The organism is Desulfobacula sp., assembly GCF_030611305.1.
Lineage (GTDB): Bacteria > Desulfobacterota > Desulfobacteria > Desulfobacterales > Desulfobacteraceae > Desulfobacula.
The window spans coordinates 16,073-34,896 of the sequence record NZ_JAUWQB010000012.1 but is presented as its reverse complement, the minus strand read 5'-3'; the positions used below and the strand labels follow the sequence as shown (position 1 = coordinate 34,896).

General features: G+C 40.7%; 17 protein-coding genes and 1 tRNA gene. 8 read left to right on the top strand and 10 right to left on the bottom strand.

What is annotated here, in order from left to right; all coding sequences use genetic code 11:
* Positions 1 to 30: 30 nt before the first annotated feature.
* The 8 genes from qrcA to hemL form a co-directional block, all read right to left on the bottom strand.
* Complete coding sequence (gene qrcA, locus QAI40_RS03790) at positions 31 to 702, bottom strand: menaquinone reductase multiheme cytochrome c subunit QrcA (protein ID WP_299978068.1); 672 nt, start codon at positions 700 to 702, stop codon at positions 31 to 33.
* Positions 703 to 911: 209 nt separating this feature from the next.
* Positions 912 to 1,745: a c-type cytochrome biogenesis protein CcsB gene (gene ccsB / locus QAI40_RS03785; RefSeq protein ID WP_299978071.1), complete on the bottom strand. Its 834-nt coding sequence runs from the start codon at positions 1,743 to 1,745 to the stop codon at positions 912 to 914.
* Between the two features lie 5 nt (positions 1,746 to 1,750).
* Positions 1,751 to 3,112, bottom strand: a complete 1,362-nt coding sequence (gene resB, locus QAI40_RS03780; RefSeq protein WP_299978073.1) for a cytochrome c biogenesis protein ResB — start codon at positions 3,110 to 3,112, stop codon at positions 1,751 to 1,753.
* A 98-nt stretch (positions 3,113 to 3,210) separates the two neighbouring features.
* Positions 3,211 to 4,911, bottom strand: a complete 1,701-nt coding sequence (locus QAI40_RS03775; RefSeq protein ID WP_299978076.1) for an AAA family ATPase — start codon at positions 4,909 to 4,911, stop codon at positions 3,211 to 3,213.
* Positions 4,912 to 4,918: 7 nt separating this feature from the next.
* Positions 4,919 to 5,356, bottom strand: coding sequence for a bacteriohemerythrin (locus tag QAI40_RS03770; protein WP_299978079.1), 438 nt, complete (start codon positions 5,354 to 5,356; stop codon positions 4,919 to 4,921).
* Between the two features lie 2 nt (positions 5,357 to 5,358).
* Positions 5,359 to 5,553, bottom strand: coding sequence for a hypothetical protein (locus tag QAI40_RS03765; RefSeq protein WP_299978082.1), 195 nt, complete (start codon positions 5,551 to 5,553; stop codon positions 5,359 to 5,361).
* Complete coding sequence (mpl, locus tag QAI40_RS03760) at positions 5,550 to 6,935, bottom strand: UDP-N-acetylmuramate:L-alanyl-gamma-D-glutamyl-meso-diaminopimelate ligase (RefSeq protein WP_299978085.1); 1,386 nt, start codon at positions 6,933 to 6,935, stop codon at positions 5,550 to 5,552. The genes QAI40_RS03765 and mpl overlap by 4 nt, the downstream gene beginning before the upstream one ends.
* Positions 6,936 to 6,941: 6 nt before the next feature.
* The gene (hemL, locus tag QAI40_RS03755; RefSeq protein WP_299978088.1) at positions 6,942 to 8,225 is read right to left on the bottom strand and encodes a glutamate-1-semialdehyde 2,1-aminomutase; all 1,284 of its coding nucleotides are present in this window, start codon (positions 8,223 to 8,225) and stop codon (positions 6,942 to 6,944) included.
* A 163-nt stretch (positions 8,226 to 8,388) separates the two neighbouring features.
* Here hemL and QAI40_RS03750 point away from each other — a divergent pair.
* A tRNA-Lys gene (locus QAI40_RS03750) sits at positions 8,389 to 8,464 on the top strand.
* A gap of 468 nt (positions 8,465 to 8,932) precedes the next feature.
* Here the strand turns inward: QAI40_RS03750 and QAI40_RS03745 are convergent.
* Together QAI40_RS03745 and QAI40_RS03740 are read right to left on the bottom strand one after the other, a co-directional pair.
* Entirely contained in the window at positions 8,933 to 9,325 is a 393-nt protein-coding gene (locus QAI40_RS03745; RefSeq protein WP_304511455.1) for a hypothetical protein, read from the bottom strand.
* A 516-nt stretch (positions 9,326 to 9,841) separates the two neighbouring features.
* Positions 9,842 to 10,888: a lipid A deacylase LpxR family protein gene (locus QAI40_RS03740; RefSeq protein ID WP_299978094.1), complete on the bottom strand. Its 1,047-nt coding sequence runs from the start codon at positions 10,886 to 10,888 to the stop codon at positions 9,842 to 9,844.
* Between the two features lie 390 nt (positions 10,889 to 11,278).
* Between QAI40_RS03740 and QAI40_RS03735 the strand changes: the two genes are divergently transcribed.
* From QAI40_RS03735 to QAI40_RS03705, 7 genes are all read left to right on the top strand, one after another.
* Entirely contained in the window at positions 11,279 to 12,151 is an 873-nt protein-coding gene (locus tag QAI40_RS03735) for a methylenetetrahydrofolate reductase (protein WP_299978097.1), read from the top strand.
* A gap of 78 nt (positions 12,152 to 12,229) precedes the next feature.
* Entirely contained in the window at positions 12,230 to 15,280 is a 3,051-nt protein-coding gene (locus QAI40_RS03730) for an FAD-dependent oxidoreductase (RefSeq protein WP_299978100.1), read from the top strand.
* Positions 15,280 to 15,723, top strand: a complete 444-nt coding sequence (locus tag QAI40_RS03725; protein ID WP_299978103.1) for a hydrogenase iron-sulfur subunit — start codon at positions 15,280 to 15,282, stop codon at positions 15,721 to 15,723. The genes QAI40_RS03730 and QAI40_RS03725 overlap by 1 nt, the downstream gene beginning before the upstream one ends.
* 27 nt (positions 15,724 to 15,750) lie before the next feature.
* A complete protein-coding gene (locus tag QAI40_RS03720; protein ID WP_299978107.1) occupies positions 15,751 to 16,419 on the top strand; it encodes a methylenetetrahydrofolate reductase C-terminal domain-containing protein in 669 nt (222 codons plus the stop codon).
* Positions 16,416 to 17,339, top strand: coding sequence for a methylenetetrahydrofolate reductase (locus QAI40_RS03715; protein ID WP_299978110.1), 924 nt, complete (start codon positions 16,416 to 16,418; stop codon positions 17,337 to 17,339). The genes QAI40_RS03720 and QAI40_RS03715 overlap by 4 nt, the downstream gene beginning before the upstream one ends.
* A gap of 41 nt (positions 17,340 to 17,380) precedes the next feature.
* A complete protein-coding gene (locus tag QAI40_RS03710) occupies positions 17,381 to 17,767 on the top strand; it encodes a response regulator (RefSeq protein ID WP_299978114.1) in 387 nt (128 codons plus the stop codon).
* A 90-nt stretch (positions 17,768 to 17,857) separates the two neighbouring features.
* Positions 17,858 to 18,811: a hypothetical protein gene (locus QAI40_RS03705; RefSeq protein ID WP_299978117.1), complete on the top strand. Its 954-nt coding sequence runs from the start codon at positions 17,858 to 17,860 to the stop codon at positions 18,809 to 18,811.
* Positions 18,812 to 18,824 lie beyond the last annotated feature (13 nt).

Genomic DNA, 18,824 nt, shown 5'->3' with positions numbered 1-18,824 from the left:
AAGTTTTTGAATTCTTGTGTTTTAGGTTTCTTATTTGTGGCACTGGAAACAATAACCCTTGTGGCCTGTTTCCTCTTTGTGACACTCTGCGCAGTCATCCATCTTCATACGATCCCAGGAATTTTTCTTAATCCCAAAAATGTTTTTACCCCAGATATCACGACTGTAACCTGTAATCCTGTTCTCTTCGTAGGGTTTTAAAGAAGTGGATTCTCCGATATGACCATGACATGTTACACAATCCATACCAGCAGTCTGGGTGTGTGCAGCATGGGAGAAAAAGACACAATCCGGTTGTCTTGAATAGACATACCAGGGGACTTCTTTTTCTTCTAATACATACTCTTCTACAAACACGGCTTCATCTTCTGTCTCACCCAAAGCTTCTTCGGAATGACAGTCCAGACATGTATCAAGCTTGGGTATTCCGGTAAAACTACCGTCCTCCCGGAAAGAATGGCATGAATCGCAATCACCTGCTTCATCGACATGAAGCGCGTGATCAAAGTTAAAAGGCTGCTCTTTTTTTGAATAGAGCAATTTGGGAAACAGCAGCGTACCGGATAAGAAGCATACAACAAATGCAACAATAAAAAAAATGACACCGAGCCCTAAACCCTTGTCATCTTTTGTATCACCGGTTGTGCCTTCCCCTGCACTCTCCGTGGAACCATTTTCAGTTTTGTTTTCTATTTCGCTCATGAAAACTCCATCAATTTAAAATGTTGATGATACTTTAACCATTTTGTCCAGGGAGAAACCTATATAGGTTATAACCTGAACTATTTCCTTTGCAGACAGTAATCTTAAACCGTCTTGCAATAACGTCCATAATTAGCGTTAATCTATATTAATATCTTGTTTTCTTGTCAAGACAAATTAAGATAATACATAATGATGGCCGGTTATGGTTAACCGTAACTGTGAAGTCCGCTGAGCACATAGTTTACCCCGAAATAAGTAAACATGACAGCAATAAAACCGATAATGGATACCCAGGCAAGGTTCCTTCCATGCCAGCCCTTCATCATTCTTAAATGCATGAAAATGGCATAAACAAACCATGTAATGAGAGACCAGGTTTCTTTAGGGTCCCAGCTCCAGTACTTGCCCCAGGCCGAATTGGCCCAGACCGCGCCGGTAATAATGCCAATGGTGAGGAAAAGGAATCCGAAAACCACCATCTGATAAGTCAATTCATCGATGAGTTCTTCTGAAGGCAGCTTTGCAAATATAGATGTGGCGTCAGGATCTTTTGGCTTTACAAAATATATGATACTGAACCCGAATGCCAGGGCAAAGCCGGAATACCCTAAAAAACAGGTGATGACATGGGCAATGAGCCAATTGCTTTTCAGTGCAGGGATTAAAGGACTTATTTTACTGCTGATATCAGGAGAAAGGGAAGCATATGCAATGGCAAGAAAGATCAAAGGGGATGCAAACACGCCTATAATGCTTTCTTTGTATTTGAGTTCAACAAAAATATAAAGGATGGCAACCGTCCAGGAAAAAAATACCAAAGATTCATACATATTGGCAAAGGGTGCGTGCCCGTACCCCATCTGGTAGGATTCAATCCATCTTAAAATGATGCCAAGGGTATTATCTAAAAATCCTATGACAAGAACAATAAACCCTGCTTTTGCAAGGACCTGCTTTTTAAAGGTAAACGATCCGATATAAAAAACCGAAGCCAGTGCATAAATAAACGTTGCCGAAGATAATGCTAAAGAACTGTTCATAAGAATCATTTATCCTTTAATTTTGTTACAATTTTTTGAATTTTAAGTTTCATTCCCTGGCTGTTTCGGTTGGCTCTTCCTGAAATACTGATTTCTGAATTATTGGTTTTATTTTTTTTAATTTCAATAAAATAGGACTGGTGAGACATAAAAAAGGTGACCCAGCATCCGATGATCATTAAGATAAATCCTGAATAAACATACCATATCCCGGGATCTTTGGTGATCTGAAGACCGGTATAATGTTTTCGTTCAAATTCTTTGACCACAAAGGCAAATGTTCCCTTTCTCATTTTATCAAAGGTTGGAAATTTTATTGGAAGAGCAATTTGAAAACTGTTGCCATCCTTTTGGGTAATCCTTCCAACAAACGCCTCCCCAAGGTCATTACCCCTGAAATCAAAATGCGGCAAAAAACCTTCAAGCTTAAATAAGCCCTGATTTTCCGGTAATTGAATTTCTTGTCCTATTTTAATGGTTTTTGTTGTTACATCCTTATCAGGCTGCATGATAATATCAAGAACAACACTGTCCGGCCTGGCTGTACCGTAGGAGGACTGAAAAATATTGATCCCTTTGTATCTGAGCGGATGATTGACACGAATATCTTTGGTAAAACTTTCTTTACCATTCTCAATAATCGTAAGATTTGATCTGAATTCTTCAGGTGCGCCGGTATCATAAAATTTCACATCAAAATCATTACATTTTATGGAAAAACCAATGTTTACCGGTATTCTTTTTTTGTAAATAAAAGCAACATCCGATGTTTCACCCTCATCCAGCTGCAGGGTGGCCTTAAAACCGAAAACAGCGCCGATCAATGCACCGATTATAAGCAAAATAATACTGGAATGGATCACATATACGCCAATTCTTGTCCATCTTCCTTTTTCCGCATACATGACTGTGCCTGATTCAGTTTCCTCTTTTATTACCGCCCCAACAGTTTTGGATAAAAAGGTTTCATATTCACTGGATAAAGATTCGGAAGTTTTATCGACTGTAAATGTTTCAAGATTTTTTAATTTTCTGAACCTTTCAGGGTTAAACTTAAGCTGCTTTGGGAAAATAATTTTCCAGGTAACAGAAAGACGCTCAATTGAACATACAACTATATTAATGCATAGAATGACGATTAATAATAAGAACCACCAGGCATGGTACATATCATCAATATTGAACACCTTGATCAAATTATAAAAAGCTTCACCATAAAGCCTTACGTAGTCTTGCTGGGTTCCATTCTGGAGAATAACAGTGCCGATGATTGAAGTGGTCGCAAGAAGCACAAGTGTATAAACCGTCAGCTTTACAGAACAGAAAAATTGCCAGATTTTTTCAGGAATTGTTTGATTTTTTTTCAAAACATCATCTTTCTTTTTTATTTATTTATTTTTCCTGACAGGATAAGGAGCCATTGAGGTTTTTAATTTCAATCTAATGGTTCAAATGTTTGTCAGATTTAATCGACTCTAATTGCCTTTTCCAAGCACATGGGTAAACCTGAGTTTCTTTTGACAGACAGGTTTATGGCCTTTTTAATAATATCTATGTTCCCAATAATAATTATTTTTGTTTTTGCCCTTGTCACTCCCGTATACAACAACTGGCGTGTAATGACAGGAGAAAGTTTATCAGGAACTATAATTAAAACCGTTTTAAACTCAGACCCCTGGCTTTTGTGGATCGTTATTGCAAACGCAGCATCATGCCCGGGAAGATCTGAAGCACGATATTGTTTTACAGTGTTATCCAGAGTCTTAAAAAAAACATTAACTTTTCCATTTTTTTCAAAAGCAATGCCGGTATCTCCATTAAATAAACCTTTTTTATAATCATTGGTATTCACCATGATTATCTTTTTAAAAAGTTTTTCCTGTATATCAAAATTATTGTTTGACCGCAAAATATTTTCACATACATGATTAACTTGTAATGTTCCGTATTCTCCGGAATTATGAGCACATAATATTTTAAAATCATCCAGTTCATTTAATGCGGCTTCAACCGTGCCTGAAGTGACAAATGGTTTATACCCCTCTAAAATATACTTATTAACAGCGCTGGCAACCGGAACGTTAGCCTTAAGGCTTTCAAACACGACATCCGGATACCGGCCAGATGTCAATAACTCCTCAAGACCTTGCGCATCATTCCCGGTAATTGCTTTTGACAAATTTTCAATTCCGGTTTTTCCTTTTGATCTAAAATTATATTCAAGAAGAAATATATTAGGGGATAATCCTTTCACACTGCAGATATCACTAAATACCGATCCTGCCTGTATGGATGACAATTGTTGCTTATCTCCTAAAATAATCACTTTTGCTTCCATTGGAACGGCTTCCAAAAGCCGGGTAAATAATAAAACATCAATCATCGAAGCTTCATCAATAATGATCACATCAATTTGTAACGGGTTATTTTTATTATAATAGAATCCGATACTGTTATTTAACGGCTTTAAAATAGAATGGATGGTACTCCCCGTCTCCATTTTAGAGGCAGCCTTTCCTGTCGGTGCCACACAAATAATTTTCGGCTCAGGCAATCCGTGCTTTGTTGCATATGCAATAAACATTTTTTTTATAACTATCGTGATATATGTTTTTCCGGTCCCGGGCCCGCCTGAAATAATCGTAAAATGATTGAATAATGCATTTCTCACTCCGTTTTTTTGACGCATGACATGGTTGTCGATCTTGGTGAAATATGCTTCAAGCATCTCATCAATCGCTGCTTCATCCATCTCCAAAGGTTTTAACGAAACCCTTTGGGCGATATGTTTGGTCAATCGGTTTTGAAAATCATAATGTTTTGAAAAATAAAGCTTGTGATCGGAATCCAAAACCAGAGGGGTTTGGATATTGTCTGAAATCATTAAAGAATTTTGCAATGCCTTTATCCAGGTATCTAAATCAGGAAATTTAATCCGATCATCACGAATTTCTGATACAGACCTGACTATTCCGGACATTCCTTTGAGATCAAGACAAATATGGCCTTCAAACAATGCTTTTGAAACAAGTGCGCAGGATACCAAAACAATGGGTTCCTTTTCATCAAAGGCTTTGGCCATTGATCTGGCAAAAAAATAATCCAGATTTGAAAAAAAATGTTGCTCAAATAAGTTGTCAAGATTAAATTCGGTATATTGACTCATACTCTATTTAATTTTTCTGTTTTGGTTTTTCTATATATTTCTTAATCCTTAAGTACGGAATATAGAAAGCATCTAAGGTAAGTATGTGATTTATCATCCAATCTCTTAATTCCATTATCACATCATCGGTTAAATTTTCTATGTCTCCCAAGATCTCGCGTCGCAAACCGATAAAACTTTTAATAAATTGACGGTGGGCCCTTGCATGGATATCAAAATCAGGATATCCATTTTTTTTCAAGTATTTTTCTTCTGTGCTGAAATACAATTTACTGTGTTCGTTTATCTCGGCAATCTTATTCATACACGTTTTGGTCTCTGTTTCCGATTTCTCGATGTCAATCAATTGGTTGAACAACTCAAACATTTTTTTCTGGTGGGCATCTATTTCTTCAATATCGACACTATATTTGGGGTCCCATTCCATTTTCTCAATAGTATTCATTTTTATCTCCTTTTATTTTTTCTTTCTAATAAAATTGTTCCCAGGACAGCTATGGAAATAATAATGGCAACAGCAATAGTAAATTCAAATCCATTTTTGCCAAACTTTGGATAAATCACAAAGGGAACAACATATAAATACAAAACAATATGAAAAACACCTATTCCGATAATGCGAAGGATTAGTTTTTTTTTCATTCAATTTTCTCAAGTAATTTTATGTGGATATTATCAAATCCTCCGTTTGACATTATTAAAACAAGATCTTCCGGTCTTAATTTCGATACCAGAAAACCGATAACCGCATCACAGTTTTTAAAATAATATGCATCAATTCCCTTTTTTTCAATGTCAGCCACAAGTTGTCTGGTGGAAAATTTATCTTTTGGGGGTATATTTTTTTTGATTCCGGGCTCACAGATACACACCATGTCCGCATCCAGAAAAGAATCAGGATATGTGTCCTGAAAAATATTTCTCATGCTTGTGTTGGTTCTGGGCTCAAAAACAGCGATTACCCTGCCATCTTTATAAAAGGGTTTTACCGCTTTAATCGTCTCTCTGACCGCTGTCGGATGATGGGCAAAATCATCCATTACAGTGATCCCATTTTTTATACCACGAATCTCCTGTCGTTTTTTTATACCGGAAAAAGTTTTTAAAGCAGTATATACATATTTGTCGCTAATGCCTATTCTATTGGCCGCAGCAATGCAGGCAAGGCAATTATAAAGGTTATGCCGACCTTGCAGATCTGTTTCAATTGAAACTGCTTTATTGGGACCTTGAACATCAAAAAAAGTTTTTGAATTTTGCTGCATGTGGTTTGAAAATGACCATTGGGCCTGTTCGCCATATGTCTCAATAGATGCAACACAAGAGGCAAGAATCTCTTTTAAATTGTCATTATCATTAAAAGCTATGATATGACCGCCTTTTTCTATTTTCTTCACAAAAGTTGAAAAAATAGTCTTGATATGATCAATACCGGTGAAAATATCTGCATGATCAAATTCAATCCCCGTCATGATGGTAATTTCAGGGTCATAATGCATAAACTTCGGTCCTTTATCAAAAAAGGCCGTATCATATTCATCCCCTTCAATCACCATATATTCGCCGTTTCCTATTCTGAAACTTGAATTAAAATCCTTTAAAATACCACCGATCATAAAAGACGGGTTCATCCCTGCCGTATACAGGATATGGGCCATGATGGAAGAGGTGGTTGTTTTCCCATGGGTTCCTGTAACCAGGATAATCTTCTTGTCTTTTGCAATAAATTTATTCACTGCCTGGGGCATTGATAAATATGGAATACCCCTTTGCAATACTGCCTTGGCTTCAACATTCAGCTTTGTTACAGCATTGCCGATAATCACAAGATCAGGTTCATGATCTAAATTTGAAGGATCATATCCTGCAAAGAGCCTGATCCCCTTTTCATTCAAAAAATCACTCATGGGCGGATAGATATTCCGATCAGAACCGGATACTGTATACCCCATCTCCTTAAGAATGCAGGCAAGAGTTCCCATCCCGGTCCCGCAGGAAGCAATTAAATGTATCGTTTTTATCATTATACTTTAAAGAGCGGCCATTGCTTGTCTTGCAGCTATAATTGTCTGGTCAATATCATCATTTGAATGTGCCAGAGAAACAAAGCAGGCTTCAAATTGTGAAGGGGCAAGGTAAACACCTTTTTCAAGCATAATCCTATAAAATTTTGCAAACCGGTCCAGATCACACTTTTTAGCATCATCAAAATTATAAACATCTTCGCTTGTAAAAAAGAATCCCGCCATGGACCCTATATGATTTGTTTGAAAACTGATTCCTGCATCATCTGCGGCAGACTGCAACCCATTCATAAGCTTTTCAGTCTTATTATCAAGTGCTTCATACACATCATTTTTTTGAAGCTCTGTCAGCGTTGCAATCCCTGCTGCCATTGCCAATGGATTGCCGGAAAGGGTCCCTGCCTGATACACACTTCCAACAGGTGCGATATGATCCATAATTTCTTTTCGCCCACCATAAGCACCTACAGGCAAACCACCGCCAATCACCTTTCCAAAGCAGGATAGATCCGGTGTGATACCAAACAATCCCTGGGCAGATCCTTTTGCCACCCTGAATCCTGTCATAACTTCATCAAATATCAAGACTGCCTCAAACTTTGAAGTATATTCCCGCAATATTTCAAGAAAACCGTCCACAGGAGGTACCATGCCCATATTACCGGCAACAGGTTCAAGAATAACTCCGGCAACCCTATCACCTTTTTCTTCCATAAATTTTACAAATCCCTCGATATCATTGAATTTTAAGGATATTGTATTTGAGATAACAGACTCGGGCACACCGGGGCTCCCTGGGATACCCAGGGTTGCAACTCCAGACCCTGCCGCAACAAGAAGCGTATCAGCATGTCCATGATAACAGCCGTCAAACTTTATAATAATGTCTCTGCCGGTATATCCGCGGGCAAGACGAATCGCAGTCATGGTTGCTTCAGTACCGGAGTTTACCATTCTTATTTTTTCCACGGACGGCACCATATCAATAACAAGCCGGGCAAGATCTGTTTCAAGTTCAGTTGGTGCCCCGAAACTGGTACCGGTTTCAAGAACCTTTTTCAAGGCTTCAATAACACTCGGGGGTCTGTGACCCAGGATTAAAGGCCCCCAGGAAAGCACGTAATCAATATATTCGTTTCCATCAACATCATAAATCCTGGCCTTATTTCCCTTTTCTATGAATACCGGCTGTCCTCCCACAGAACCACAGGCTCTTACCGGGGAATTTACACCTCCGGGAATTAAATTCCGGGCTTCTCTAAAAAGATTTTCTGATTTTGATCTAGACATATTTTATTCCTTACATTATTAAAAAATCATTATTTCAGTATATATAAATTTTGAATATATCAGACCTGTAATTAAAGGGTCAACCGCTTTTTGACAAGGCTCAAAATTCAAAAATCTATTGACTTTTTTAAGATCGACTGTTAGATTCACTGCGTTAATTTATGGGCCGTTAGCTCAACTGGTAGAGCAACTGACTCTTAATCAGTAGGTCCCGGGTTCGACTCCCTGACGGCCCACCATTAAAATCAAGGCTGGTAAGCGTTTTCGCTTTTCGGCCTTTTTTTATAATTCTCCAGAAACCTCCATGAATTGATCAAAATTGCACCGAGTTTATTTAAAATGGAATTAAATGATTTCTTTATGGTACTTTATCAAATGGAATGTGGATGAACGGCTTATGATGCCATCCTTGGTCCATAATGTAATCCTAATTTATACTTTAATGATGTTCCCGTATCCCATATATAGCGCTTCAATAGAAAAAAGCAGGGCCATTGCTGAACCCTGCCTTAATAAAAAATCGCTTCAAAAAATGTAGCCAATCGAATAGAATCATATTGATGTTACACCTTCACAAATTCGATCATTAGAGGGCATGTTTTTAATCATCTTGAAATTGGCATTTGGGTTTAATCCCTTATACATGGTTTCTGTAAATGCGGAATGACCGCTTGGGCATAATCTCCATTCACTTGGCATGTCCAGAGCTATATAAGCATCCTGCCAGGACATTTAGTATACTCTGATTGAATCATATTTTCCGTTACCTTCTCACTAATTTCCATCCCGTGGATACTCGATGCCATTGCTCCCGACTGCCGAAGAGCTTCAATATTCACGGTTTCACCGAATAGCGGCTTCAATTGTTCGGCTGCTTGTTGCCCTAATATAGCCCATGCTTTATCACTTGCCTTTTTGACCTTTTCAAGATCTACACCTTCTTCCATAAGATTTTTAACCAACAAGGTGTAACCAACAAGGTGTATGAATAAATCAACACCTTTAGTCTCTGATTTGCCAATTCTTCCACGGGTAATGCTTGTTCCATTTTTATCCCCCTCTTTTTTAACCTTATTTTGATTGATTAAGTTAAGCGTCATTGGGACCGTAGCCCCCATTATCCCCCTGATAAAGCGCTAAATATCCTATCAGGAGTGAGATAGGCACAATTTTAGAAGTATCTCCATTTCATTTTCCCTGCACATTTCAATTCTATCATTTTGTCAAAAGTTCTTCTGTTGTAATAACAAATACACCCGGTCTCTCAAAAAATAACAGTATTTGATCTTCGATACTTCACAGATATTCCAATTGAACAGTCAGGAATCATTGGATAAGTTTGCTTGCGACTACATCATTCATGTTCCAAGTCTGTTAAGAAGAGAAAAATTAGATTAAATTGATAACCACAAGATGGGAAGTAGGAATTTTGTATTATAGTGCAACTCTAACAAGATCAGAATGGATATTACATTGGCGCAATTATTAATCCATAGTAACCTTGTAGTGAATTAAATGAATGTTGTCAATAATAGAAGTAACTGCCATTTTTTCTATACATGAAATCTACCTTCAAATTCAATGCCAAAAAGGAATGTGCCCTGATGAAAAATCTTTTAAAAAGAAACGGTCAGGGTCAAAGAGCCGATGATTTGGTCCTGTTTTTGTTCGGCAAACTGTTTGGTCCGGTAAACATGCCGGTAGGTAAATTTATATCGGTCAAAATTCAGGGCCAGCCCGGCTGAAAGATCACCTACAAGTTTTTCTTTTTCAACACCGGGACTGTCTTTAAATGTATTGCCGTCAAGAAAAATATCATGACCGATAACTTCAAGCTGTGACCCTGCAAACAGGTGGATACCAAAAGATCGCCTGCCTGTTGTGGAACGGTTGAGTGCAGGTGTACTGACCCCGGCTCCGGCCCGGATAGTATCAGACCCGAAATCCTCGGGCAGATGATATCCAAATCGGATTTCACCGCCGGTATTACCGGAGATCCGGACATTGCCCATGGTGATACCAGCATGACCGATGAGATCATAATCAAAGGTATTAAACACCTGGTCCCTGTAGATACGCCATTTGCGCTGCCAGGAAAACCGAACAGCCGGCTCATTGTGCAGCTGGTTGTCCCATCCTTTGGCTGTGGGAATATCCCGCATATCATGAACAGTATTCTGGGAAAATTCAGCATAAGCATCAGGTCCGACAATTCCCACAACAATTTCAAGCGTGTCAAGAATTGAATCGGTTTTGCTGTGCAAGGCAAGTCCTCCAAAAAGAAAACCGGCATATGGACGGTCATTGCTTTGTAAAGTGGTTGCCTGGATATCAGAAGGGGTGTAAATATGCTGGCCGAGCAAAATACCGACATTGTGGATACTGTTGGGTGTTTGAGAAAATGGGATGGCCCGGATCACCGGGAGAGTCCAGTCCGGCAGACGCACATCATCTTTATATTGTTTCAGATCATTGGAAAGCCAGGTGAGTTGAACCGCGTTGGTATAGTATTTATCTGTGTTACCGAAAAGATCGTTTTCAAAAAAAATCTGAAGGGTTTGCAGTTGTGAGGGGAGTTTAGACTGTGCACTCGTCGAAAAAGGGAAAACTATGATAAACAGGCTAACAAAAATGAATCGAACAAGTATATTTTTAAAAAACAAATTAAACCTCCAACGAATACAAAAAATACTTGAAACTAAATCAAAACAGATCTGTTTTAAAATTAACCCTTAAGGTATGTCAAGCATATAAACACATATCTGGACTGATTGGTTCCCTTCCCTTCTCCTGCTTTTTTTAAATTAATAAGGTTAGAAGATCTTCTAAATTTTGGAAATCTTCTAACCTTATTTCGAAAAATTTCTAAAATTTGTTCGTCATAGTGCATGTTAAAAAATCACTGTTCATAACAACCAATTGTTTTCAAAGACAAATCGCGTTCTCCCTGCCCCTGGCATGGTTTCTGCTTAAACAAGATGTTTTAACGATAATTTAAGCTGCGGTCGGAGGTTAAACCCAAAGCTTATAGAAAATAAAAAAGGATAAACACAATGACTCTTCAAACTAAACTCTCCAAAGGGGATCTTGTCGTATTAGTTGAAATGAACACCCCCAAGGGAGTTGATATATCAGATCTTGTAACAAATGCAAGACATCTTAAATCACGAATAGATGCTGTTGTGATTCCAGACATGGATAATGGTGTCATGCACATGAGTGCTCTTGCCGGTGGTGCGATCATGCGGCAGCAGGGGATGGAGCCGATGATTCACATTTATGGCCGTGACCGCAACAGGATGGCCCTTCAGGGGGATATGCTGGCAGCCCATGTCCTTGGAATTCATAACCTTCTGGTTGTTCAGGGTGAAAATATCGCCCATGGTGACCATCAGAATGCAAAACCGGTTGATGATCTCAATGAGCTGGACCTGCTGGTCATGGTTCATTCTCTTCTGAAAGGAACGGATCTTGCCGGCTTTGAGCTAAAAGGAAAGCCCGAATTTTTCACAGGGTACCAGGTTCAGCCCATCCAGGATGATGATCATCTTGAAGAAGAGATTAAAACTACAAAAGCAAAAGTAGATGCAGGTGCACAATATATAATGGTTCCGCCTGTTTTTGATATTGACTACTATATTCAAATCTTAAATAAATTCAAGTCTTTGAATGTACCGGTGATTGCCACGGTTTTCATGTTGAAAAATGTGGGTATGGCCCGTTACATCTCCATTAATGACCCTGGTTCAAAACTGCCTGAGTCATTGATCACCCGGATTCGGAAAGCAAAGGATCGTGAAACCGAATGTATCCGTATTGCCGGAGAAATGATCAAAGAACTCAAAAGCCAGGTTGCGGGTATAAAAATTTCTGCTTCGGGTTGGGAAGACCGTTTGCCGGCAATCCTGGACTGTGCAGGGCTCTAACGTAAATCAATCCATTTTTGTTATCTGTGTAAACAAAGATTACAGGTGATGGATACCCACAAAAAAAACAGGTTACAAATGCAAAAACTTAAAAATATTCAACATGACAAATCAAACGACAGGAGCGTGCTTGTTATCGGTGGCGGTGTCGGAGGAATTCGTGCGGCGTTGGATTTAGCTGAATCCCGCCGGAATGTCATACTTATCGATAAATCATATTCCATTGGCGGATTAATGACCCAGCTGGATAGAACTTTTCCAACCAATAATTGTGATTTATGTACAGTATCTCCCCATTTATCCGAAAACACAAGACAGATCCATCTGGATTTACAACCCATGACCCAGCTTGAGGAATTAACCGGTGAGGCAGGCAATTTTACGGCCACACTTGTTACTGAGCCAAGGTATATTGATATTAACAAATGTACGGCATGCGGGGAGTGCCACAAATATTTCCCTGAAGCGGTTCGATTTACCCCGGGGTTGGACCCCCGTGCCCCGACCTGCATGCGGTATCCCCAGGCAACCCCCTATGCCTTTTCCATTGATATGGAAAAAGTAACCGATATAAAGGCCCTTCAAAAAGCCTGCAAGGCCGATGCAATTATTCCCGATGACGTTCAGAAGAAGACCACGGTTGAAGCGGCTTCTGTTATATTGAGTGTCGGGGCTAAATTGTTTGATCCTGCTGTATTGGACAATTTTGGCGGAGGGCTATTTGATAATGTCGTGACAGGTCTGGAATATGAACGGATCATGTCAGCCTCCGGTCCTTTTCAAGGCGATCTTGTAAGGGTGTCGGATAAAAAACGGCCGAAAAAGGTGGCATGGATTCAGTGTGTGGGATCGAGGGGGATTAATAAAGCGGATGTGCCGTACTGCTCTGGAGTTTGCTGCATGTATGCACTAAAAGAAGCAATTGTAACAAAAGAACGCTTTGCCGAAAGCATTGAAACCACTATCTTTTATATGGATATGCGGACCTATGGTAAGGATTATGAACTCTACTATAACCGGGCAAAAAACGATTATGGTATCAGGATGATCCGCTGTCGTCCCCATTCCATTGTTGAAGACTATAAAACTAAAGATCTTTCTATTACCTATGCCGTGGAAGAAGAGGCTCTTACGAAAACCGAAGAGTTTGACATGGTTGTACTTTCAACAGGGTTCAGGGTTGGGCAAACTTCTATTGATCTTATGGCCCGGCTTGGTATCCAATTAAATCCCCACAATTTTGCTGAAACAGACCATTTTAACTCGGTAAAGACGTCAAGACCGGGTGTGTATGTCTGCGGTGTGATCGAAAGCCCGAAAGACATACCTGAAACAATGGTTCAGGCAAGTGCTGCTGCAAGCATGGCTGCAACTGATCTTCCTGCAATAACGGACATACCTGAGATTGAAAACGATTTTATGCCCGAACGGGATGTTTCCAAAGAAGAGCCGAGGATCGGTGTTTTTATCTGTGATTGCGGATTGGAGATCGGTGGTGTGGTCGATGTTGACAAGATGGTAGAGTTTGCCGAAACAAGAGCCCATGTTGTTGTGTCCCAGGCTGTCGGATACGGCTGTAGCAGTGATTCCATGAGTATGATTGAGGCATCCGTTAAAACCAATAATTTAAACCGGGTGGTGATTGGTGGATGTTCACCCAGAACCCATGAGACCAAGTTTCAGGATCTGATGCGCCGGACAGGATTAAATAAGTACCTGGTGGAGATAGTCAATTTAAGGGATCAGAATACCTGGGCCCATATGGGGCAGCCCAAAGAAGCATTGGACAAGGCGTATAAACTTCTTGGGATCGGCATAAACGGTGTCAGGAAAAGCCGTTCATTGACGGATCAGACTCTGCCCATGAATCAGAATGCTTTGGTCGTCGGCGGCGGTGTTACCGGAATGACGGCTGCACTTCAACTGGCCCGCCAGGGAATCAAAGTCTACCTTGTGGAACGCAATCCAGGCCTGGGAGGATTGGCAAAATCCATCAGAAAGACAATAGAAGGTGATGATGTAGGGCCATTCATGAATCAGTTGATTGATGATGTATCAGCCCATGAAAATGTTCAGGTGTTGACAAGGTCTATCATTGTTGATCATTCCGGAATACCGGGACGTTTTAAAACCGGTATCCAGACAGGTCCGAGAATGAACTATATGCAGCTTGATCACGGAGTGACCGTCCTTGCCACAGGAGCTTTGCCAAATCGTCCTGATGTGTATGGTCTGGGAACTCATGACAATATTATAGACCAGCTTGAACTGGACGCTGTCATTGAAGATAATCCTGAAAAGATAAAAGCTGTGAACAATGTGGTTATGATCCAGTGTGCCGGCTCAAGAGAACCTGATAACCCTAATTGTTCGAGAATCTGCTGCCAGGCAGCTATGAAGAATGCTTTGCGCATTAAGGCCATTAACCCTGATGCACAGATTTTTATTTTATACAGGGATATTCGTACCTATGGCTTTCAGGAAGATTATTACAGGGAAGCCCGGAATCTGGATGTAAAATTCATCAGGTTTTCGGCAGATAATAAGCCCGAGGTTAAAATTGAAAATGACCGGGTATCTGTTTTTGTGGATGATATTATCCTTGGCAGAAAGATTCAAATTGAGACGAATTGTCTTGCCTTGAGCACAGGGATGATTGCAGATGATGAAAACACGGAAGATCTGTCCATGATGTTTCATCTGCCAAGAACGCAGGATCACTATTTTCTTGAGGATCATGTAAAACTTCGACCCGTTGACATGTCTGTCAGAGGGATTTTTATAGCCGGCACAGTGCATTCACCTAAAACAATCCAGGAAAGCATTACCCAGGCCCATGCGGCAGCAGGACGGGCACAAACCCTGCTTGCCAAAAAAGAGATCAATCTGGGGGCTGCCGTTGCCAAGGTGGACGGATCTAAATGTGCTGCCTGTCTTATCTGTGTGCGTGCCTGTCCTTTCAGTATTCCGTTTATTAATGAGGACGGATATTCACAGATTGATCCGGCCAAATGCCAGGGATGCGGTGTCTGTGCTGCCGATTGTCCGGCAAAGGCCATTCAATTGCTTGCCTATGAGGATGATCAGATCATGGCCAAACTGGACGGCTTGTTTGGAGGAATAAACTAATGGAAAACTTTGAACCGGAAATTGTTGCATTCTGTTGTCATTATTGCGCATATACTGCTGCTGATATGGCAGGCAGCAAACGGATAGCCTATCCGCCAAATGTAAAAATTATCCGTGTACCCTGCACGGGAAAAGTAGATGCCATTCATATCATGAAGGCTTTTGAAAAAGGTGCGGATGGCGTTTATGTGGCCGGATGCCTTGAAGGGGACTGCCATTTTAAAAATGGAAATACCCGGGCAAAATACAGGGTAGAACAGGTCCAAAAATATCTTACGGATCTTGGCTGGGAAAAAGACCGGGTGGCAATGATCAATATGTCGGCAGGAATGGGTGAATTCTTTGCCAGTACCGCACTGGAATTTACCCAAAACATTAAACAACTGGGACCCAGTCCCATAAAACATTTTAACACAGATGGGCATCAGACGGCGGTAAGTTGACAAATTTAAATTTTCGGAGACAAGAATATGATAACAGCAGAGCAAAAACCTTTAAAAGAAATTATAGAATATATATCCCCCTATGACCGGATTCTTCTGGTGGGCTGCAATGAATGTGTGACCGTATGTGCGGCCGGAGGAAGAAAAGAGGTCGGACTTTTGGCCTCGGCTCTTAACCTGCATTCTTTAAAACAGGGCAGGACTATTGATATTAAGGAGATAACACTTGAAAGACAATGCGATCCCGAATATGTGGAAGAACTCGTGTCTGAAATTGACAGGGCCGATGCAATTCTTTCCATGGCCTGCGGATGCGGTGTACAGACCATTGCAGAAAGGTATAAAGAAAAACCCGTGTTCCCTGCCGTAAATACCAAATTTATGGGAGCGTCCCAATCCCAGGGGATCTGGGTTGAAAGATGCCAGGGGTGCGGAGACTGCCTGCTGGGCATTACCGGTGGTATCTGTCCTGTGGCAAGATGCTCCAAGCATCTTTTAAATGGTCCCTGCGGCGGAACATCCGACGGCAAGTGTGAAATTGCCCCGGATGTTGATTGTGCCTGGTGTTTGATCTGGGAAAGGTTAAAGGCCCTTGGAATGGAAAAAAGATATGAAGAAATTATGGAAGCAAAAGACTTTCGCCCGGCCGGCGGCGGCGGGCCCAGAAAAATAATCAGAGAGGATTTGTCATTATGAAGACACAAAGCAGACTGGAAAAAGTATTGGCATCGGGAGCCCTTGCGGTGACCTCTGAAGTCGGTCCTCCCCGCGGTGCAATTCCTGAAAAGGTAAAAGAAAAGGCAAGTCTTATAAAAGATCATGTTGATGCTATTAATGTAACAGACAATCAGACCGCCATGGTGAGAATGTCCAGCTGGGCAGCCGGTGTAATTATTAAACAGATGGGATTGGACCCCATTTTGCAGATGGTAACAAGGGACCGGAACCGCCTGGCCATGCAGAGCGACATTATCGGTGCCTATTCCATGGGTATTAACACCATGATGTGTCTGTCGGGGGATCATGTGAAATTCGGTGATCATCCCATGGCTAATGGTGTCTTTGACCTGGATTCCATTCAACTGGTTCAGGCGGTGAGAAAAATGAGAGATGAAGGCAAATTCCAGGGCGGTGCAGATATTAAATCCCCGCCAAAAATGTTTATCGGGGCTGCAGCCAATCCTTTTGCCGATCCTTTTGAACTCAGAGTCATGCGTCTTGCCAAAAAAATAAAAGCAGGTGCGGATTTTATCCAGACCCAGTGCATTTTCAATCTGGATAAATTTGAAAAATATATGGAAATGGTGTGTGACAGGGGTCTTGATGAACAGGTGCATCTCTTAGCAGGGATCACCCCAATGAAATCAGCCGGCATGGCAAGGTATATGAAAAACAAAGTGCCGGGTATGGATGTGCCCGATGATGTCATCAAACGCATGGAGGGAGTCTCAAAGGAAGAACAACCCGAAGAAGGCATAAAAATAGCCATTGAATCCATTGAAAGGTTAAAAAAAGTCAAAGGTGTACATGGATTTCACATTATGGCCATTGAATGGGAAGAAAAGGTTCCTCAAATTGTAGAAAAAGCAGGATTGTTCCCCAGACCTGTGGTATAGGAATAAAAAAGCAATAAAGACAATAAAAAGGAGTGAAAAAAATGAGTGAAAAAAAACTTATTTTGGTCGTGGATGATGATCCTGATCTGGTGGAAGCGGTTTCCATGAAATTGGAATCTCTGGAGTATAGAGTTGCCAGGGCTTATGACGGTGAAGAAGCCATGGAAAAAATAAAAGAGGAAAAACCCGCTCTTGTTATTCTTGATGTAATGATGCCAAGGAAAAATGGTTGGGAAGTCTGTGATGATATTAAAAACAATGATGATCTTAAAGATATTATTATCGTGCTTTTGACTGCTGTGGCGGATTCGGTAAAAACAACCAGCTATACTCATCATGATGGCAAAGCAACTCTGGCAGACGATTATATTCCCAAACCCATTGATCTGGACAAATTAATGGAAATCGTCGGAGACCATTGCCAATAGCATTGTGGAAAAATAATATGGCGGGAGTGTGTGTTTGCCCTCACCGCCATTTTTATTACACCATATTGTAAAATTTGCAGGGTTTCAGGGATGACGGAGCAAGTAAAAATAAACGGGATTCGTCTGAATAAAAATTATATTCAGATGACCCAGGTGGATATTGACAGACGGGATCAGCCCTGTGTGCCTCTCTATCAAATCCTGGCATCCGATAAGATTAATATGGTATTTATTGTCTTGAACACTATTGGCGATAGATCCTATATTTCAGGATCCATTGCTTCAAAACATCTTGGACAGCCGGCACGTCAGGACGGAAATCTGGATTATCACAGGAATGTCTGTATCATATCCATATATCCCCACCATTACAGGTTGCGGTCATTGGGTTTTCTCCTGTCGCTTATGGGAAGGCTGAAATTATCATTCCGGCACATGGTTTCTTCAAATGCAATGTTAACATTTGTTGTTGATCAAACCGATTGTGATGCTGTTATTGATATTTTTTCGAAGAATTTCGATCTGCCTGAATCCCATGTCCCGTTTGAGCAGGAACAGAATGAAGAATTTACTCAATTTTTGAAGAGAAAATATCCTGAAACCCGTGCAACCTATGTAGAAAAGAAAATAAAGACTTACGGGATCGCATTGGAGTCTGGCTTGAATCTTAGTTTTTATCTCTTTTCTTTTGACCGGCTGGCCACGTTCGGACAAGAGATTCAATCCATGGAAGATAAAGAAAATAAGTTTTTCCATACTTCTGCTTATATGGAAACGCCTGCGCAGATACACCTTTTTTTGTTAACGGGGAAAAAGCTGGGTATCCCTGCCCGTCAAACCTGTGCCGCTGAACTGATCAATTTTCACGGCCCACATTTCGGCGACAGGCACAGTATTATCAGCAGGGCATTGAATTGTCTTTCGGAAAAATCCATCCCTGTTTTGCAGACAGGCTGCACCGGGGCCAGTATTGGTATTGTTCTGCCCCAGGGTAAAGGTGAGGAGGCCAAACAGGCGTTGATGGATGTGTTTGAAATTCCATAATTAAACAAATGAA